This window comes from Mucilaginibacter sp. P2_A5 (genome assembly GCF_056404995.1).
This window is the reverse complement of sequence record NZ_JBFUCY010000001.1, coordinates 95,243-112,931: the sequence shown is the minus strand read 5'-3', so window position 1 is coordinate 112,931 and position 17,689 is coordinate 95,243. Positions and strand designations below refer to the sequence as shown.

At 45.8% G+C, this 17,689-nt stretch carries 9 protein-coding genes; 2 read left to right on the top strand and 7 right to left on the bottom strand.

Going from position 1 to position 17,689, the window contains the following annotated elements; all coding sequences use genetic code 11:
• Positions 1 to 107 precede the first annotated feature (107 nt).
• The 3 genes from AC1DXF_RS00445 to AC1DXF_RS00435 all read right to left on the bottom strand — a co-directional run bounded on the left by AC1DXF_RS00445 (position 108) and on the right by AC1DXF_RS00435 (position 9,232).
• Positions 108 to 1,910, bottom strand: a complete 1,803-nt coding sequence (locus AC1DXF_RS00445; RefSeq protein WP_477444983.1) for a glycoside hydrolase family 35 protein — start codon at positions 1,908 to 1,910, stop codon at positions 108 to 110.
• Between the two features lie 382 nt (positions 1,911 to 2,292).
• On the bottom strand, positions 2,293 to 3,546 hold the full coding sequence (locus AC1DXF_RS00440) for a hybrid sensor histidine kinase/response regulator (protein WP_477444981.1): 1,254 nt from the start codon (positions 3,544 to 3,546) through the stop codon (positions 2,293 to 2,295).
• A gap of 34 nt (positions 3,547 to 3,580) precedes the next feature.
• Positions 3,581 to 9,232: a HAMP domain-containing protein gene (locus tag AC1DXF_RS00435; protein WP_477444979.1), complete on the bottom strand. Its 5,652-nt coding sequence runs from the start codon at positions 9,230 to 9,232 to the stop codon at positions 3,581 to 3,583.
• 883 nt (positions 9,233 to 10,115) lie between these two features.
• On the opposite strand from AC1DXF_RS00435, the gene AC1DXF_RS00430 reads away from it, so the two are divergent.
• Positions 10,116 to 11,516, top strand: coding sequence for a glycoside hydrolase family 88/105 protein (locus AC1DXF_RS00430; RefSeq protein ID WP_477444977.1), 1,401 nt, complete (start codon positions 10,116 to 10,118; stop codon positions 11,514 to 11,516).
• A 333-nt stretch (positions 11,517 to 11,849) separates the two neighbouring features.
• On the opposite strand, the gene AC1DXF_RS00425 is transcribed toward AC1DXF_RS00430, so the two are convergent.
• From AC1DXF_RS00425 to rhaM, 4 genes are all read right to left on the bottom strand, one after another.
• Positions 11,850 to 12,656 (bottom strand): rhamnogalacturonan acetylesterase, encoded by an 807-nt coding sequence (locus AC1DXF_RS00425; protein ID WP_477444975.1) that lies wholly within the window; start codon positions 12,654 to 12,656, stop codon positions 11,850 to 11,852.
• A gap of 13 nt (positions 12,657 to 12,669) precedes the next feature.
• Entirely contained in the window at positions 12,670 to 13,440 is a 771-nt protein-coding gene (locus AC1DXF_RS00420; RefSeq protein WP_477444973.1) for a rhamnogalacturonan acetylesterase, read from the bottom strand.
• A gap of 7 nt (positions 13,441 to 13,447) precedes the next feature.
• The gene (locus AC1DXF_RS00415; RefSeq protein ID WP_477444971.1) at positions 13,448 to 16,315 is read right to left on the bottom strand and encodes a glycosyl hydrolase; all 2,868 of its coding nucleotides are present in this window, start codon (positions 16,313 to 16,315) and stop codon (positions 13,448 to 13,450) included.
• A gap of 64 nt (positions 16,316 to 16,379) precedes the next feature.
• Positions 16,380 to 16,694: an L-rhamnose mutarotase gene (rhaM, locus tag AC1DXF_RS00410; RefSeq protein ID WP_477444969.1), complete on the bottom strand. Its 315-nt coding sequence runs from the start codon at positions 16,692 to 16,694 to the stop codon at positions 16,380 to 16,382.
• 197 nt (positions 16,695 to 16,891) lie between these two features.
• Between rhaM and AC1DXF_RS00405 the strand changes: the two genes are divergently transcribed.
• Positions 16,892 to 17,161 (top strand): CHC2 zinc finger domain-containing protein, encoded by a 270-nt coding sequence (locus AC1DXF_RS00405; RefSeq protein WP_477444967.1) that lies wholly within the window; start codon positions 16,892 to 16,894, stop codon positions 17,159 to 17,161.
• The last annotated feature ends 528 nt before the right edge of the window (positions 17,162 to 17,689 follow it).

Sequence of the window (17,689 nt, the reverse complement as noted above, 5' to 3'; positions counted from 1 at the left end):
AATGCATCAAATAAATATTTATTAGCATACGGTTATCCCATAAATAAAAACAGCTTGCTCCTACTCAAGTTCGGGGCAAGCTGTGTAAATATTTGGTGCTTTGTTTATTATTCCAGCGTGTTCACTCCTTTAATGGTGGTTTTGGTTTCCTGGTGTAAATCAAATACAGTTACGGTATTTTTTCCCTTAAGCAGCCAGTTTGCCGGGCAATATAAATGAAACTGGGGGCCAACATTCCAGTAGCGGCCCAGGTTGTGGCCATTTACCCAGATAACACCCTTTTTAAAGTTACTAAGGTCAAGGTAGGTATCGGCCACTTTGCTTAACTCAAAGCTGCCTTTAAAGTATACACCATCGTGAAATCCTTCGGGATATTTATTGGTTAATGAGGCTATGTATTTTTCGTCCATGGGCAGTTTAAAAATCTGCCAGTTGGTAAGGGTCATACCATTTAGGGTAACGCGTTCGGTAATCCCCTTCCGGTCAATCATGTATTGCGCAAAGTTTATGTGGCCCATATTCTCAACCAGGATATCAAGTTGGGGGTCTTTTACGTCCGATTTTGGCAGTTTGATAGTCCATTTACCGCCGTCGCGATAAATGGTATCAACCAGTTTACCATTAAGCAGCACCAGCGCGTAATCGTGTGGCTCGGTAATAGTCAGGTCGCCACTTTTATGCCCTATAAGTTTTGTGCGGTACAATATAAAGCCGCTGTACTGCCCTAAACTTTCCATAGGTACGGGCTGCGGGGACTTTAAGGCCGGCGGCAGTTCTTTCCAGATTGTTGTAAATGGCGCCATATCAAATGCAGGTATCTCGACAGTTGGTATAGGTTTTGGAACTTCTGGTATTTTGTATTTTACATATTTAGCAATCAAATTGCGCAAGGCAAAGTATTTTGGAGTTGGGGCGCCTTGTTCATTTATAGGCGCGTCATAATCGTAACTGGTAACATCGGGCTGAAACTGTGTAGGGCTAAAGGCATTTGCGCCTGCATTATAGCCAAAGTTGGTGCCGCCATGTACCACATATAAATTGAAAGAACGCTTATGTTCCAACAGGTAAGTTACCTCCTTTACGATGCCATCGGTGCCGGGCTTTTGCCATTTTTCTTTCCAGTGAGTTAGCCAGCCGGGATATGATTCGCTGCTAAAGGAAGGCACATTGGGGTTTTGTTTGGCGGCCTGGTCAAAATCGGCATCACTGCTGCCGCTATCTAAGCCAATAGCTGCACCGTCAACGCCGCCGGCTTCCAGCATAAAAGCAGTTGGGCCATCGGCGGTATAAAAGGGTACGTTAATGCCATTGTCAACCCATAGTTTTTTAAGGGCTTTAATGTAATCGCGGTCGTTGGCATAGCTGCCATATTCGTTTTCAACCTGTACCATAAGTATTGGGCCGCCGCTGGTACATTGCAGGCCCTTAACTTGTTGCGACAGTGCCTTCACATACTTTGTTACCGCCGCCATATAGCGCGGATCCATGCATCGTATTTTAATATCCGGAATTTTTAAAAGGTACGGCGGCAGGCCGCCAAAATCCCATTCGGCACAAACGTACGGACCCGGGCGCAACAGTACCCACATGCCCTCCTGTTTACATATGCCAATAAATTCGGCAATATTCCTGTTTTCGGTTGTAAAATCGAATATCCCCGGCTGAGGCTCCAGGTAGTTCCAGAAAACGTAAGCGGCTATGGTGTTACAGCCCATGGCCTTTGCCATTTGGATGCGTTGCCGCCAGTACATTTTGGGGATTCTTGCCGGGTGCATCTCGCCGCTAATGATCTGGAATGGCTTGCCATCAAGCAGGAAATCAGTTTTGCTTAACGAGAAAGTATGCCTTTGCTGCGCACCGGCAACACCTGCAGATATGACGAAAAGAAATAAAAGGAGAGTTTTTTTCATGAGCTACGTTAATATAAGCCAATTATAGCTAAAAACTACTATTGTTCCTGTTCAAAAAGGATACTTGAAGGGATATTCTGAAAAAAATTGGGACGACGTGCAACGAAATATAATTAAATCAATGTCCTAAATTACCGTCACGAGTACCCATAAGTAAACCTGAAAAAACTAGTTATGACGTGCAAGGAATATAGTTAAACGAGTGTTCGAACTACCGTCATTGCGAGGTACGAAGCAATCCCGAACTATATGGGGTTTAGCATGTCGGGGATTGCTTCGTACCTCGCAATGACGGATTTTCATATTGTTAGTCAGTAACTTACAAGCACCTCTTAGCGACTTTGCACGAAAAAACGGTAATCAATATTAAACGTAAGGCACACTAACCAACACTCTCGTTGTGTAACTCCGCCTGTTCTGTAAAATGTGGTAACGTAAACCGGAAACAGGTGCCTTTGTTAACTTCGGTATCTATGCTGATGGCGCCGCCATGGGCGGTTATAAAATCCTTTACCAATAACAGGCCCAGCCCGCTGCCTTTTTCCATGTTGGTGCCTAAAATTGAGGTTCGGCTAACATTGCCAAAAAGCATCATTTTTGTATCTTCAGACATCCCTATGCCACTATCGCGGATGCAGATCTCGACCATGCCGGCTTCGACACTGGCGGAAACTTTTACAGCGCCGCCGCCATGCGGTGTGTATTTAATGGCATTGGTTACCAGGTTTTGCAAAATAGAACGGAACATCAGGGTATCGGCCATAATATAAACATCATTGGCCACCTCATTTTCAAGCCTGATCTCTTTCTGTCTTGAGGTTTCGCGCAACAGGTCAAGCGATTCATTGATGCCATGGGCCAGGTGCAGCTTTACCGGCTGGAAGCTTGTTTTTTCACGCTGGTTTTTGGCCCATTCAACCAGTTCATTCAGCTGACTAAGAATTTTGTTAGAAGTGCGGTTGATGATACCCGATAACAACTTGATTTGTTCGGGTTTCAGCTTATCGGCGTCTCTTTTTAAGTTTTCTGATGAGGCCAGCAGCGACGTTAAAGGATTGCGCAGATCATGCGAGATAACCGACAGGAATTTATCTTTCGACAGGTTAAGGGCCTTCAGCTCATGGTTTAGGTTTTCCAGCGCGATGGTGCGTTCATGTACGCGCTGTTCCAATTCCTGGTTAAGTTGTATGAGGTCATTATTAATCAGTTGCAGTTTTTCTTCCTGCTGTTTTAGCAGCCGGTTCTTCTGGTACAACTCGGTAAACACGGCCACTTTTGACCGCAGAATATCCGGGTTGAAAGGCTTCCTCACAAAATCTACCGCGCCTGCCTTGTATCCCTTAAAAACGGCAGCTTCTTCATAATCATGCGCCGTTATAAAAATAATAGGGATCCGCCGCAGCTTATCCCGCTGATAAATAAGTTCGGCGGTTTCATAGCCATCCATCATCGGCATCTTTACATCCAGCAGGATAAGCGAAAAGTCGTCCTCCTTCAGCAGGATACGAAGCGCTTCGCGCCCGGAGGTGGCGCTGGAAAAAGCATACTGGTCTTTTTCCAGCACTACCTTCATCGATAGCAAGTTATTTTCGTTATCGTCTACCAACAGAATCTTAATGATACTGGTGTCGTCCATTTTTGTGCTTATATATTGCTCGTTATCAATATTGTTATTTGATTAGCCACACCCGCATCAGGGATAGCAGCTGATCTGTTTTTACCGGTTTGGTGATATAATCTGATGCGCCCGAGGCGATACATTTCTGCCTGTCGCCTATCATGGCCTTAGCGGTAACCGCTATTATCGGCAGGTTTTTATTCCGCGCCTCTTTGCGGATGATTTGGATCGTCTCATAACCATCCATTTCCGGCATCATGATATCCATCAGCACAATGTCTATTGTCTTATCCTTGTTTAGTATTTCCAGCGCCTCGCGCCCGCTCTCGGCAGTAATTGCCTCTATTTTTGATCTTTCAAATACCGCGGTTAAAGCAAACAGGTTACGTACATCGTCATCAACAACCAGTACTTTTTTACCGTCGAGTATATCGGCCTGGTTGCGCACACTGTCAATCATTTTCAGTTTACTTTCACTGACGTATTTTTTATCAACATGCAGCAGTACCAATATCTCCTCTAACAGGTAAACATGAGACGATGAAGTTTTAGTAATAATTTTATGATTGAGACGTTTAAGCTGAATGAGCTCATCCTGGGTAAAATCCCGTGCTGAATGCAGCAGGATGGTAGTTTGCTGCTGTTTTAACAGGTTTATTTTATTGATCAAGTCGAGCCCGTTAGCATCTGGCAGTACAAAATCCATGATGATGCAATCAAACATTTCCTTTTTAAGTACCGACAATGCTTTTTTAGCTGTAGCTGCGCCAACAACCTCTACCCTATCGCTTGATAATAATTCAGACAGCCTGCCAAGCTCACTCTCATTATCTTCAATCACCAATACGCGCTTTTTGGCGTGCTCATGAAAACTTACTATACCGGTAATCAAATCCTGTAACGACGTATTTGAAAGTGGTTTAAGGCTAAATGATTTAGCGCCAAGCTTATGCGCCATCACCCTGTTATCTTCTCCCGATATAACGTGTACAGGGATATGCCTTAAATTGATATCGCTTTTCAGCAATTTCAGTATCTTCCAACCGTTTGATTCGGGCATATTTACATCAAGGGTGATGGCAATAGGATTGTATTTGAGGATGTTGTCAAAAATCTCGAGGTAACTTATTGCCACCAGTACTTTTATACCCATATCATGGGCTTTATCTATCAGGATCTTGGTAAAGCGAAGGTCATCCTCAACAACAAGCAACACTTTGTCTTCGGCTAAAATATTGTGACGATCATCGTCTATTACCATTTCGGCGGTTTCGGCCAGGTTGGTACGCAGGTGCGATACCGAAAGGTTTTCCTTAATTTTTACTACCGGCGTTTTCTCTTCCTGGTATTTTAACGGCAGGTAAAGGGTAAATGTACTGCCTTTGCCCAACTCGCTGCCCACAGTAATAGTTCCGCCCAACAGTTCGGCGAAGCCTTTACTGATAGACAGACCCAGGCCGGTACCGCCATATTTACGGCTGGTGGAACCTTCGGCCTGCTGAAAGGCTTCAAAAATGATCCCCTGAGTATTTTTAGATATCCCGATCCCCGAATCTTCGATAGAAAAGGCAATTACCTGGCCAGGCAGGCCAATTGGGTTTTCGTGTCCCGCCGCAGGACGGAAAATATGGAGTTTAACCCGTCCTTTTTCGGTGAATTTAAAGGCGTTGGAGAGCAGGTTTTTGAGAATCTGGTTAAGGCGCTGCATATCTGTCTCCATCATTTCGGGCAGGGTTTCCTCTACTTCTATCTCAAATTTCAGGTTTTTAGCCTCGGATATTGGCTTAAAGGTTGATTCGGCAAATGAGGCTATCTCTTTAAAGCTAACCGGCATCACATCCGCCGCTATTACGCCCGATTCAATCTTCGACAGATCCAGGATGTCATTAATCAGCTGGATAAGGTCATCCCCACATGAATGGATGGTTTTGGCAAACATCCGCTGCTTTTCGGTAAGGTTACCCTCAGGGTTTTCAAACAACTGCTGGGCCAGGATTAATAAGCTGTTAAGCGGCGTGCGTAACTCATGCGACATGTTTGCCAGGAATTCCGACTTATACTTGGAGGTAAGCGTAAGCTGCTCGGCTTTTTCTTCAAGCGAGCGTCCTTTATCATGCAGCTCGTCGTTCGCCCTTCTTAACTCTTCCTGCTGCGCAGAAAGCTCGCTGGCCAGCGATTGCGATTGGCTCAGCAATTCCTCGGTACGGGTATTGGTTTCAATGTTGTTTAACACGATACCAATACTTTCGGTAAGCTGATCGAGGAAGTCGATGTGGGTATCGCTGAAGTTTTCAAAGGAAGCCAGCTCGATAACCGCTTTTACATTGTTTTCAAACAGTACCGGTAATATCACCAGGTCGATAGGCGCCGCATTACCTATGCCCGAACTGATTTGTAAATATTCATTTGGTACGTTGGCAAGCCTTATCCTTTCCTTATCTGTAGCGCACTGCCCTACCAATCCCTCGCTAAGCGAAAACTCCTGGTTGATGAGTTTGCGGCTCTTTTGCGCATAGCCCGCAAAAAGTTTCAGTTTGGGCTCATCTGCTGCTTCGGGTTGCTCCAGTATATAAAACGCGCCATAACGGGCATTCACCAGTTCGGCAAGCTCCGATAGTACTTTGTTGGCCACCGCGTTCCTGTCGCGCTGCCCTTGAAGCATTTGCGCAAATTTAGCCAGGTTTGATTTGAGCCAATCCTGCTCGTGGTTACGTAAGGTTGTACCTTTCAGGTTGGCAATCATCTGGTTAATGGTATCCTTCAAAGCTTCCAGCTCGCCTTTTGCCTCCACGCGTATGGTACGGGTAAGGTCACCCTTGGTTACTGCCGAGGCTACCTCGGATATGGATCGCACCTGTACGGTAAGGTTTTGGGCCAGCTGATTTACGTTTTCGGTCAAATCTTTCCAGGTACCCGAAGCGCCCGGTACACTGGCCTGGCCGCCTAAACGGCCCTGCACACCTACTTCACGGGCTACGGTGGTTACCTCGTCCGCAAATACCGCCAGGGTATCAATCATTTCGTTAATGGTATCTGTAAGCTGGGCCACCTCACCCAAAGCGTTGATGGAGAGGCGCTGCTTCAGGTTTCCTTTGGCAATACCGGTAGCCACCTTGGCAATACCGCGAATTTGCCCGGTTAGGTTGGATGCCATCTGGTTTACCGAGTCAGTTAAATCTTTCCAGGTACCGGCCACACCTTTTACGTGCGCCTGGCCTCCCAGCTTACCTTCGGTACCTACCTCACGGGCAACACGGGTTACTTCGGATGCAAAGGAGTTAAGCTGATCCACCATCGTGTTGATGGTGTTTTTAAGATCCATGATTTCGCCCTTTACGTCGATGATAACCGTCTTTGAAAGGTCGCCGCTGGCCACCGCCTTGGTCACCTCGGCAATGTTACGCACCTGCGATGTTAAGTTACTCGACATTTGGTTTACCGAGTCGGTCAAATCTTTCCAGGTACCCGCAACGCCCGGCACAAAGGCCTGGCCGCCAAGGTTACCATCGGTACCAACCTCCCGCGCCACACGCGTTACCTCTGATGCAAAACCACGCAACTGATCAACCATCGTGTTAATGGTTTCTTTCAACTGCAAAATCTCGCCCCTAACGTCAACCGTAATTTTTTTAGATAAATCGCCGTTTGCAATCGCAATCGATACGTCTGCTATATTTCTTAACTGCGCGGTAAGGTTACCGGCCATTTTGTTTACCGAGTCGGTCAAATCCTTCCAGGTACCATCCACACCCGGCACGTTGGCCTGGCCGCCCAACTGCCCTTCGGAACCTACTTCGCGGGCCACGCGGGTTACTTCTGATGCAAAACCGCGCAACTGGTCAACCATGGTATTGATTGTATCCTTCAGCTCTAACAACTCACCCTTCGCGTTTACCGTAATTTTCCGGGAAAGGTCGCCCTTGGCCACCGCAGTGGTTACCTCGGCAATATTACGTACCTGCGATGTAAGGTTATCGGCCATTTTATTTACCGAGTCGGTTAAATCCTTCCAGGTACCGCCTACACCCGGCACATTGGCCTGGCCGCCCAGCTGCCCTTCCGAACCTACTTCGCGGGCTACACGGGTTACCTCCGAACCAAAGGAGTTCAGCTGATCCACCATTGTATTGATGGTGATCTTTAGTTCCAGCATTTCGCCCTGTACGTCAACCGTAATCTTTTTGGATAAGTCTCCCTTGGCCACTGCGGTGGTTACTTCGGCAATGTTACGTACCTGGCCGGTTAAGTTACCCGCCATCTGGTTTACCGAGTCGGTCAAATCCTTCCAGGTACCGCCTACGCCCGGCACGTTGGCCTGGCCGCCTAACTGACCTTCGGAACCTACCTCGCGCGCCACACGGGTTACCTCCGAAGAGAAAGAGTTAAGCTGATCCACCATCGTATTGATGGTATTCTTCAATTCCAGCAACTCGCCTTTAGCATCCACCGTAATTTTCCGCGAAAGGTCGCCCTTGGCCACGGCGGTGGTTACACCCGCAATGTTCCGTACCTGGTCGGTTAGGTTACTTCCCATCTGGTTTACCGAGTCGGTAAGGTCTTTCCAAACACCACCTACGCCTTTTACCCTGGCCTGGCCGCCGAGTTTACCCTCGGTACCTACCTCAAGCGCCACACGCGTTACTTCGGATGCAAAGGAGTTGAGCTGATCCACCATCGTATTGATGGTTTTTTTCAGCTCGAGCATTTCGCCTTTTACGTCTACCGTAATTTTTTTAGAAAGGTCGCCATTGGCCACCGCGGTGGTTACACCGGCTATATTACGCACCTGCGAGGTAAGGTTACCCGCCATACGGTTTACAGAATCTGTTAAATCTTTCCAGGTGCCCGCAACGCCCGGCACCTTGGCCTGGCCGCCCAGCTTACCCTCGGTACCAACCTCGAGCGCCACACGGGTTACTTCGGACGAGAAGGAGTTGAGCTGATCCACCATGGTATTGATGGTATTTTTCAGCTCCAGGATCTCTCCTTTGGCCTCTACTGTAATCTTGCGCGAAAGGTCACCCTTGGCCACAGCGGTGGTTACAGCAGCTACGTTACGCACCTGGGCCGTTAAGTTACCGGCCATCTGATTCACCGAGTCGGTAAGTTCGGCCCAAACGCCTGCTACGCCTTTAATTTTGGCCTGCTCGCCCAGTTTACCTTCCGAGCCTACCTGCCTGGCTACCCGCGTTACCTCCATGGAGAACAGCTGGAGCTTAGAAAGCATTTGGTTTGATTCCTTGGCTATCCGCAGGAACTCCCCTTTTAGCGGATGGCCTTTTATTTCTAAGGGGATATGTTTAGATAAATCTCCGTTGGCCACCGAGTTAATCATCCCCGCAATTTCCAGCGTAGGCGAAGTAAGATCTTCGATAAGGTTATTTAATGAATTCACACCGCTGGCCCATTCGCCTTTAGCATCCGACAGTTCGATGCGCTTGCCCAGGTTACCCCTTTTGCCGATGGTTTTCTCCGCGGCAGATATCTCGGCCACAAAGCGCTCATTCATATCGATAATATCATTGAGCACTTCGCAAATGCGGCCATTGATGCCCGCCTGGGTTACCGGCATGCGTACATTAAGCCTGCCCCCTTTAACAAGAGACAGTACTTTGAGTAATTCTTTAAGGTCAAGGGTGTCGGTGTCGGCATGCTGCGTAATGCCGGTTTCATTCAAGATGTTTTCTAAAATGTCGTCCTTCATGTGAAGAGTTTAATTGTGATTCAGTTTATTTAAATAGCTGTTACATAAGCAACGGGAAGCCACAAATGGTTAAATCCGTTATAGTAAAGATAAAAAAGTGACAGTAAATTTCTAAACAGTTAAGGCTAAATATTTAAAAGAAAATATTTTTCAGGAATAATAAAGCATCGGCAATTAACCGTCAAATAAAACAAAAATCAATGAATTTGTTTTAAAAATTTATTTTTTTTAACGTCAATTTTGTCGCCATACGAAAGGCAGTAATACGGGTACAATGCCCTTATGCTACCCTGTTGATTATCATGCTTTTTTGTTTATATCAGGTATTATACCTCGAATCTGTTAACACAATTTCACACAGCAACACATTGTCTGAAGTCTTTTTGTTCTCTCAAGAGCTGTCTAAATTTGGTTTATTATTGTTTTTATACTTCTAATGAAGCACATATACACGCGTTGTTGTGAGAGATAAAATTTCGCGAAACGCTGAAGAGGTATGGCGTACATCGCATGGTGGCAAAGACTCACCCCGGCTACGCTGCGCTGGCCGACCTCTCTCCGGCTGACGCCGCAAAGAGGGTTGAGAAAAAATAAAAATAACTTTTTAGCCCCTCTATGCGCGAAGCGGAGGGGCAGGCGTCCGTTAGCTAACGGATCGTCGGAGTGAGTCGTAGCCAGCGTTCAAGTGAATGTTTATGTAAATACTATTGCATGGTGAGTAGGTATGCAGCACCCGTTTTTTTTAAATAGCTTCTCATTAATTAAACCAAAAATCCATTTTGATTTTTGAATTTTGAATTTTGACTTAATGTTCCCCCGAAGAGCATCTAATATCATAACTTTATAACCGAATACATCAACCAACCACCAATTACATTATTTCATGAGCCAATCTAACAGTACAACCGGCAATTGCCTGCTTTTGCAATTTATTATAAACTGCTTTGTTATTACGCTTTTAACACAAACAACACCAATTGCAGCCTATGCTCAAACTACGGTTTCGAAAAACAACGATGCAACCACACCATTACATCTGCTTAAGCCGGCCTACATAACGCCATACGGAGAAACCAAACAAGCCGACGTTAAAGCCGTGTTGGATAAAGTATACCATTACCTGGATGAGGTTACCCCTTATCAGCTTATTGATAAACCGAGCGGGCAGGCTATCAGCAATTTGGCCAACATTAACTCCAACAGCGTTTTTGCCGATGGCGATTTCAGACTGATAAGCTATGAATGGGGTGTAACCTATACCGGTATGCTGGAAGCCGGCGCCGCAACCGGGGATAAAAAATTTACCGATTATACTATAAACCGGCTGGGTTATATTGGCAACGCCGTTGCCGCGTTTAAAGCTTACCTCAAAACATCCCCTCAGGCAGTAACACCTGTAAAGTCGGTAATTGCCCCTGAGGCGCTTGACGATGCAGGGTCAATGGCCGCAGCGATGATCAAAGCTGTAAAAATCGCAGCCGTAAAGGCAGAGTTACGGCCGATAATTGATAACTATATCAACTATATCCTCACAAAACAATTTCGCCTGGCCGATGGTACGCTGGCGCGTAACCGCCCTCACCCAAATACCCTATGGCTTGATGATATGTATATGAGCCTTCCGGCTTTGGTACAAATGGGCGCGCTTACCGGCGATGTAAAGTATTTTGACGAAGCTGTGAAGCAATATCAATTATTCAGCAAACGAATGTTTAACACCGAACGCGGATTATATATGCACGGCTGGGTTCAGGATATGGACCCGCACCCCCAGTTTCATTGGGCCAGGGCGAATGGCTGGGCTATTTTAACCAATATTGAATTACTTGATGCCCTGCCCCAAGATCACCCGGGACGAACAATTTTATTAGAAATGTTAAAAAAACATGCAGCCGGCCTTGCGCAGCGCCAGGATGCAACCGGTTTCTGGCACCAACTGCTTGATCGTAACGATTCCTACCTCGAAACTTCGGCAACAGCAATTTACGCCTATTGCTTTGCAAGAGCTATTAACAAAGGCTGGCTGGATGCTAAAGCTTATGGGCCGGCGGCGCTCCTTGCCTGGAACGCGGTGAGTACCAGGATAAATAATAAGGGCCAGGTAGAAGGTACCTGCGTGGGTACAGGTATGGGGTTTGATCCGGCTTTTTATTACTACCGGCCGGTAAATAACTATGCGGCACATGGTTACGGCCCGGTTTTACTGGCAGGGGCCGAAATTTACCGCATGCTGCAAAACCACCCGTTTGTAATTAATGACAGTTCGGTACAGGTACCCAAATAAGGTATACCATAATAAGTCGGTCAAACGAGGAAACACGATCTTCCGATGCTCCGGGCATCAAACTCATAAACAACTGTTTATAAGTTGTTTATTAACAAATCCTCATGTCATTGCGAGGTACGAAGCAATCGCGAACAATGTATAGCCGACCTGCACAGTTCGCGATTGCCGCGCTGCGCTCGCAATGACATGAGTGTTGAAAGGCCCTAAAGCTAATGCGTTATCCTCATTTTTTTAAGCGGCCATCTTGATCCCCGTATGACTTGATTAGACAGCTTCCTGATACTCCAAAAAAACTTTGTTTCGTCGTCTAAATCCCTTTAAACAGCGTTACTACTTCAAATATTTATTCAACGCCAATGTATCGAATGACCTGATCCCCTGGATCACCATTTTCGCGTTTAACTGTGCGCCCGGCTCAAGCGTGTGGGTGGCATCGGTACCAAAATAGGCCGCCTTTACTTTTGCCTCGCCCTCGGCTTCATAATCGTCAGCTATCATTTTATTCAAATCGATGAAATAAGTACCCGTTTCCTCGCCTAATTCCCTTGCCCATTGGCCGTAGCTATCCTGGTTACTGCGGCCGGCAAACTTGCCCTCCTTCCAAAAATTGCGCGGCACCGGCGAACAAATAATCGGCGTTGCACCTTTGGCCTTTACGTCGGCAATGTATTTACGCATGTACCAGCCGTAGGTATGTACCACCTCCTGTGTTTTCCTTATCGGATTGTATATTTCCTGCTGCTCGTTGCCGATACCCTTAATGGTTCCGCGTGCGCGGGCGGTATCATCCAGCGCACCGGCATCGTTGTGGCCAAATTGCATAATTACAAAGTCGCCGGGTTTTACTTTTGCCAGCACCTTATCCCATAACCCAAGCGTTTGAAATGTGCGGCTGCTGGTTCCGCCCAGGGCATCGTTTTCAACTGATATCCGGGTTGTATCAAAATAAGGAGCTATATAGTTGCCCCATCCCCACAAACCGCCATCACCTTTTCCCTTACCATTTTTAACGGTTGAATCGCCAATAAGGTAAAATGTTGGTTTATCAGCAGGTTTTATCAGCATAAAAGACGATAGCATGATCACTACCATCAGCAATAAGCTTAAACCCACATTTTTACGCATAAAGTTTTTCATAATAGCTTAGCAGTTAGTTTTTAAGATATTTATTTAAAGGATTCTTCGGATCGGCCCGGACGCCTTCGGCAACAGATTCGGCGTTTACGGTAGCGCCTGCCTTATTGGTATGGGTATGATCGCCGGGAAAGAATTTCTTTACCGAATCGGGGCCCCATTGGTCATACTTATCAGCGGTGAGCCGGTTCATGTCAATAAAAACCGCCCCTTCCTGTTGCGCAACTTCCCGCGCCCATTTACCATAGTCATCATCGGCGCGGATCACTTTACCTTCGCGAAACTCATTGCGGGGAATCATCGACAAAACCATTGGCGTAGCGCCTTTAGCTTTGGTTTCCCTTATAAATTTGCGCAAATACCAGCCGTAGGTGTGCACGGTTTCTTTTATCCCGTTGGGCCAGGTAAGCTCTACTGTTTCCTCGCCTGTACCTTTTAATACGCCGCGGTATCCTTTTTTCGTGGTATCGGGTTGGCTGCCCTCGTTATGGCCAAATACCATCATTACATAATCTCCGGGTTTTAGCAGGGAATCAACCTTGTTCCACCTGCCTTCTTTTATAAAAGTACGTGTGCTGCGGCCGGCCATCGCATGATTCTCAATATTGATCTTCGACAGGTTAAAATAGTTTGGAATGATACTACCCCAACCCCATGTTTCCTTATCGCTGTTGTGGGTTGTAGAATCCCCGATGAGGTACAATATCGGTTTTTGCTGATGAACAAACGCCAGGCCTGCGAAAGCTACAATTAACAGGATTAAAACAATTTTTAACGGTTTTATCATGATATAACTATTTAATAAGCAAATATTTAACCGGTCTAAGGGTAACCGGCCCAACCAAACCAGATGGCTTTGGCTGCCAGTTTATTGCAGTAAAAAGGCCATCCGGGCCTTTGGATCCGGGGCTATGTGACTGAAAATTAGTATTATAGAAGATCCGATAGGGAATGTTCTTTTTATCCATATCTATAATACGGTTCACCATCAGGTTAGCTACTTTTACCTGTAACTGATTGACCGGCCTTAACTGTGCTGAAGGTATAGTGACCGTGTATTGCGGACCTATAAGTGTAACTAACTTTTTACCGTTGAGATAAACTTCGGCACTTTCATACACCTTACCCAGATCCAACTGCCATGCTACCACGTTTAGGGTTGGCTTATTAAAAGTGATTGAATAGCTCCCTGTTCCGGAGAACGCTTTAAATTCATCCCCCCTTAATGCCGTCCATGATTTAAGGTCATGGGTTTTAACCGGTTGCGGCAAAGTTGGGCCGCCCTGGGTAAATATGAGCGTCCATGTACCATTTATAGCTGCGGGTTTACCTGCAAACTGGTAATATTTATACTTTGCTGTATTAACTTTTGTAGGTAACGTTTGCAAAATGCAGCTTTGTCCGGGCTGTAGTTGCAGGTAAACACCGGTTTGACCTTTGCCTTGTTTCCGGCTCCTGGCCAAGCCGTAATTTTTGGTCATCGGATCAAATACTACAACTGATGCTGCATTAAGGGATAACCTTACCCAGCCATCTATCGCTTTATCGCTATTATTGGCGACAAAATAGCTGTTACCATTTTTGTAGGTTCTGCGTACAAATTGAAGACCATCATCTGTCATGCGCTCCCTGTTTATTCCAGCAGCATCCAGCAAGGGCATTATATCATCAGCAATTAAAAACCTGCCCTTGCCTATCGCAGCCGCTTTATCCCCATTGGCCCCCGGGGTAAAGTTTAGCCCGGCCAGTAAATCCTTAAATGCTTTTTCGCGCTCATTTAAACGGGCATATCCGGGCACATCTGATGGCAGTTTTTTATACACCACCACTGTTGCTCCTGCCTTTGCCATATCCATTATTTTACCGAATGTTTCCAGCGGGATATACCTGCAATCGGGCAGCAAAATGGTTTTGTACCTGATTCCACCGGTGGCTATGCTGGCGCCTGCGGCTTGCAGTGCCATTATCTGCTTATCTGATATAAAATCAAAAGTGTAACCTTTTTTCAGCATCTCCTGGGTTGAGTTTTCAAAACCTGTACCGCTAAAATCGGGTTTCATGGCATCATAATGCTTAAGTAAACCTTTTTCGCCGGGTTCAGAAAAACTATCGAACAAAGGATAATAAACCAGCACATCATTATCCGGCTTACCCTGTTGCAGAAACGACTGGCAATTGGTTATGTATTGGTTAAGGGTTGAAAAGTCATTCCAGAATGGATTGGTCTGGTTAAAATGTACTTCGGCATAAAACAACCAACCCGGCCAGGTGGCATCCTTTGGCGAATAGCTGATACCATGATAAAAAATATGGTTAACACCGCCTACAAAATATTTATCAATAGCCTGCTTAACATCGCCTAATGACGTCAAAAAGTGATCATTAAGCCAGGTTGCCGACTCCGACGAAGCCAGCGGTTTACCGGTAACGTGTGCCGCCGAGGTAGCAAACTTGAAGCGCAACACATCATTTCCCTCGGTTTCAGGGATGTCAATAGCTGCGTACAAATCCAGTATATTGGATGGCGAACCGTGCGATTGATTACGGATTAAAGCGCCTTTTGATTTACCCCACTCATGCCAGGGTTTGGTAAAATTGTCAAGCAACAGATCGGATATAGTTTGGCGGTAATCGCACAATATCCTGTTATTGTTTTCTTTATCATCATTACCAACATTACCAAATAGGGCCGGTAAATGATCCCGAAGATCGTAGCCCCGGCGCTTAATAAACTCATCAAAAAACTGTGGTGTAAAATTTGATTGCCCGCGGGCATCGTCTACCTCGTACGAGTCGTTAAAAAACGCGCGGATTGCACTTAAATCCTGGCCTTTGAACGCCTGGTTAAACCTATCCAGGTAATGATCCAGTGCTGGTTTCGAAAAATGGTCAATCACATAGCCTTCACCACCAGGGGCCGCCCGCTCCACCATTTTACCATGCCATCCCATAAAAAGCGCATATAGCTTCCAGTTACCGGCAGGTGCGGTCCAGTTAAGTTTGCCGTCGGGCTCAACATTACCGGTCAGGTTCAGGGCCTGCCCTTTGCCATCATAGGCCATTAAAACAGTGAGTGGTATGCGTTTTTCAAACCGCACCTGGTCAAGGGCTATCAATTGCAGGTTTTTATTACTACTGATGGGCTCAACCAGGTCGGCGATCTTTGGTGCCTGCCCGTCCGCCCGTACCAGTGGTTGTTGTACAAACACAACAGGTTCATTTAATTTATCCCCGCCTTTCAGGTCATAATTTTTCCAGAAGAGTTCTTTGCTCGCATCCTGATCTGTTACCCAGGGGCCACCGAAAGGCCAGCCTGTGGCGTTGGCCAGGTCGATACCCATATCCAAACGTTTAGCCTCCTGTAGTGTATACTTCAGCATGTCAACCCATTGCGGCGACAAATACGGTATAAACTCGCTTTCGTGTCCTTTAACGCCGTAAATGGGTGTTATTTCCATTCCGCCCAAACCGGCGTCATGGTAGCTTTGCATATTCCAGGTCAGGTCCTTTTTGTTTACCGCGCTGCCTTCCCACCACCAGCGGGCCCAGGGTTTGGTTTGCCTGGTAATAACAGGCCATGTTACCTGGGCGGTTGCAGCCTCAGCACTTATTAAAAGCACTAAAGCAGCGGCTATTTTCAAGTTTTTGTTGAATACCGACATGTAGATTTTTTTATTTGGCAATTCCGGCCGCGTAAACTCGAGGACCTTCAAAATATTTAAACAATCACGGCAAATAAAAAACTTCTTTTAGCGCGGTACTCACCGGTGAGTTATCGGGATTACTCTCCATAATATCGCCCATATAGGCCCACCATTTTTGCATAACGGCGTTTGCAGGCAAAGTATCCAGTAAGGCCTTATCGGCTACTTTCAAAACGCCTATCAGGCTATGAGTATCCTCATCCAGGAAGATGGCATAATCGCTTACCCCCGTATCTTTTAGCAGCGCCGATAATTCGGGCCATATTTCATCATGCCGTTTTTTGTACTCCTGCTCAAAGCCGGGAAAAAGCTTCATTTTAAATGCTACGCGATCCATAGGTAAATGTTAAAAGGTTAAATACGGCAATTGGTTATTGATGTACACTTCGACCAAAAATTGGTTAAATATTTAACCAGACTTGCGCTTCGCCAAAATAAGTATTCTTTCTTCAGTTAACAATCCCGGCGCATCCCGATTAACTAACGAAAAGTTTTAGCCCCTGGCAGATTAATTCTTATTTTCGCCCATCTTATATGTCTATGTCAGAATCTATCTCCACCCCTGTCCAACCCGATCTTGTACAAATCATTTCCAAATACATCCTGCTCGAAGTAAGCCGGAAAGCCCTCAAAGGCAAATGCCCTTTCCATAAAGACCAGGCTACGTCGTTAATGGTTTATGTAGAAAAAAACATGTTTCAGTGTTTCGGCTGCGGCCAGGGCGGCGGCCCCATAGAATTCGTGATGGCAATCGAAAATAAGTCGCGCGAGGAAGCGATCGGACTCATCACCATGACAAAATAAAGTCGTCCCGGCACCGGGGCCCATCTTCAAATTCTTCAATTTATCAGCAGTTGTGTAAAAGTGTTAATTAGTTGTACAAAAGTTGAAATTAATTGAACTTTTTTATCTTCTTTTTGACTTTATTTTGAGTGTTTATGTGCTGTTTTCACAACAATTTCAGTGCACATCAAAATTAAATGTGGGCATCTCATTTTACTGGCTTTTCACCCGGATAATAGCGGGTGGGTTATCTCAATTCCATTTAAATGTTATAATGTAAGTTTTTTCTTGGATAAGTAAAAATTTATGGCCTAATTTGCACCCAAATTAAAAACACAGTAATACCTCAAAAAAATGAATCAACCAAGCTTAAATAAGCCCGCAACAAGAGCAACATTTGCTCCCACTGCCGCTGCTTTGGGTTCAACTGTTTTTTTATCCTGCCCTTCCCGACGAAGGCCCTATATGCCAAGGGTTTGAATTAATTTCCCGTACTAACCCCACAAAGATTTTATTAAACTTCTTTGTAAAAAAGCCATCTAATTATTA

What these genes read in the sequence shown, in the direction of transcription:
- AC1DXF_RS00445 (WP_477444983.1), bottom strand. Translation starts at nt 1,910, where the DNA reads ATGAAAAAAACTCTCCTTTTATTTCTTTTCGTCATATCTGCAGGTGTT.
- AC1DXF_RS00440 (WP_477444981.1), bottom strand. Translation starts at nt 3,546, where the DNA reads ATGGACGACACCAGTATCATTAAGATTCTGTTGGTAGACGATAACGAA.
- AC1DXF_RS00435 (WP_477444979.1), bottom strand. Translation starts at nt 9,232, where the DNA reads ATGAAGGACGACATTTTAGAAAACATCTTGAATGAAACCGGCATTACG.
- AC1DXF_RS00430 (WP_477444977.1), top strand. Translation starts at nt 10,116, where the DNA reads ATGAGCCAATCTAACAGTACAACCGGCAATTGCCTGCTTTTGCAATTT.
- AC1DXF_RS00425 (WP_477444975.1), bottom strand. Translation starts at nt 12,656, where the DNA reads ATGAAAAACTTTATGCGTAAAAATGTGGGTTTAAGCTTATTGCTGATG.
- AC1DXF_RS00420 (WP_477444973.1), bottom strand. Translation starts at nt 13,440, where the DNA reads ATGATAAAACCGTTAAAAATTGTTTTAATCCTGTTAATTGTAGCTTTC.
- AC1DXF_RS00415 (WP_477444971.1), bottom strand. Translation starts at nt 16,315, where the DNA reads ATGTCGGTATTCAACAAAAACTTGAAAATAGCCGCTGCTTTAGTGCTT.
- rhaM (WP_477444969.1), bottom strand. Translation starts at nt 16,694, where the DNA reads ATGGATCGCGTAGCATTTAAAATGAAGCTTTTTCCCGGCTTTGAGCAG.
- AC1DXF_RS00405 (WP_477444967.1), top strand. Translation starts at nt 16,892, where the DNA reads ATGTCTATGTCAGAATCTATCTCCACCCCTGTCCAACCCGATCTTGTA.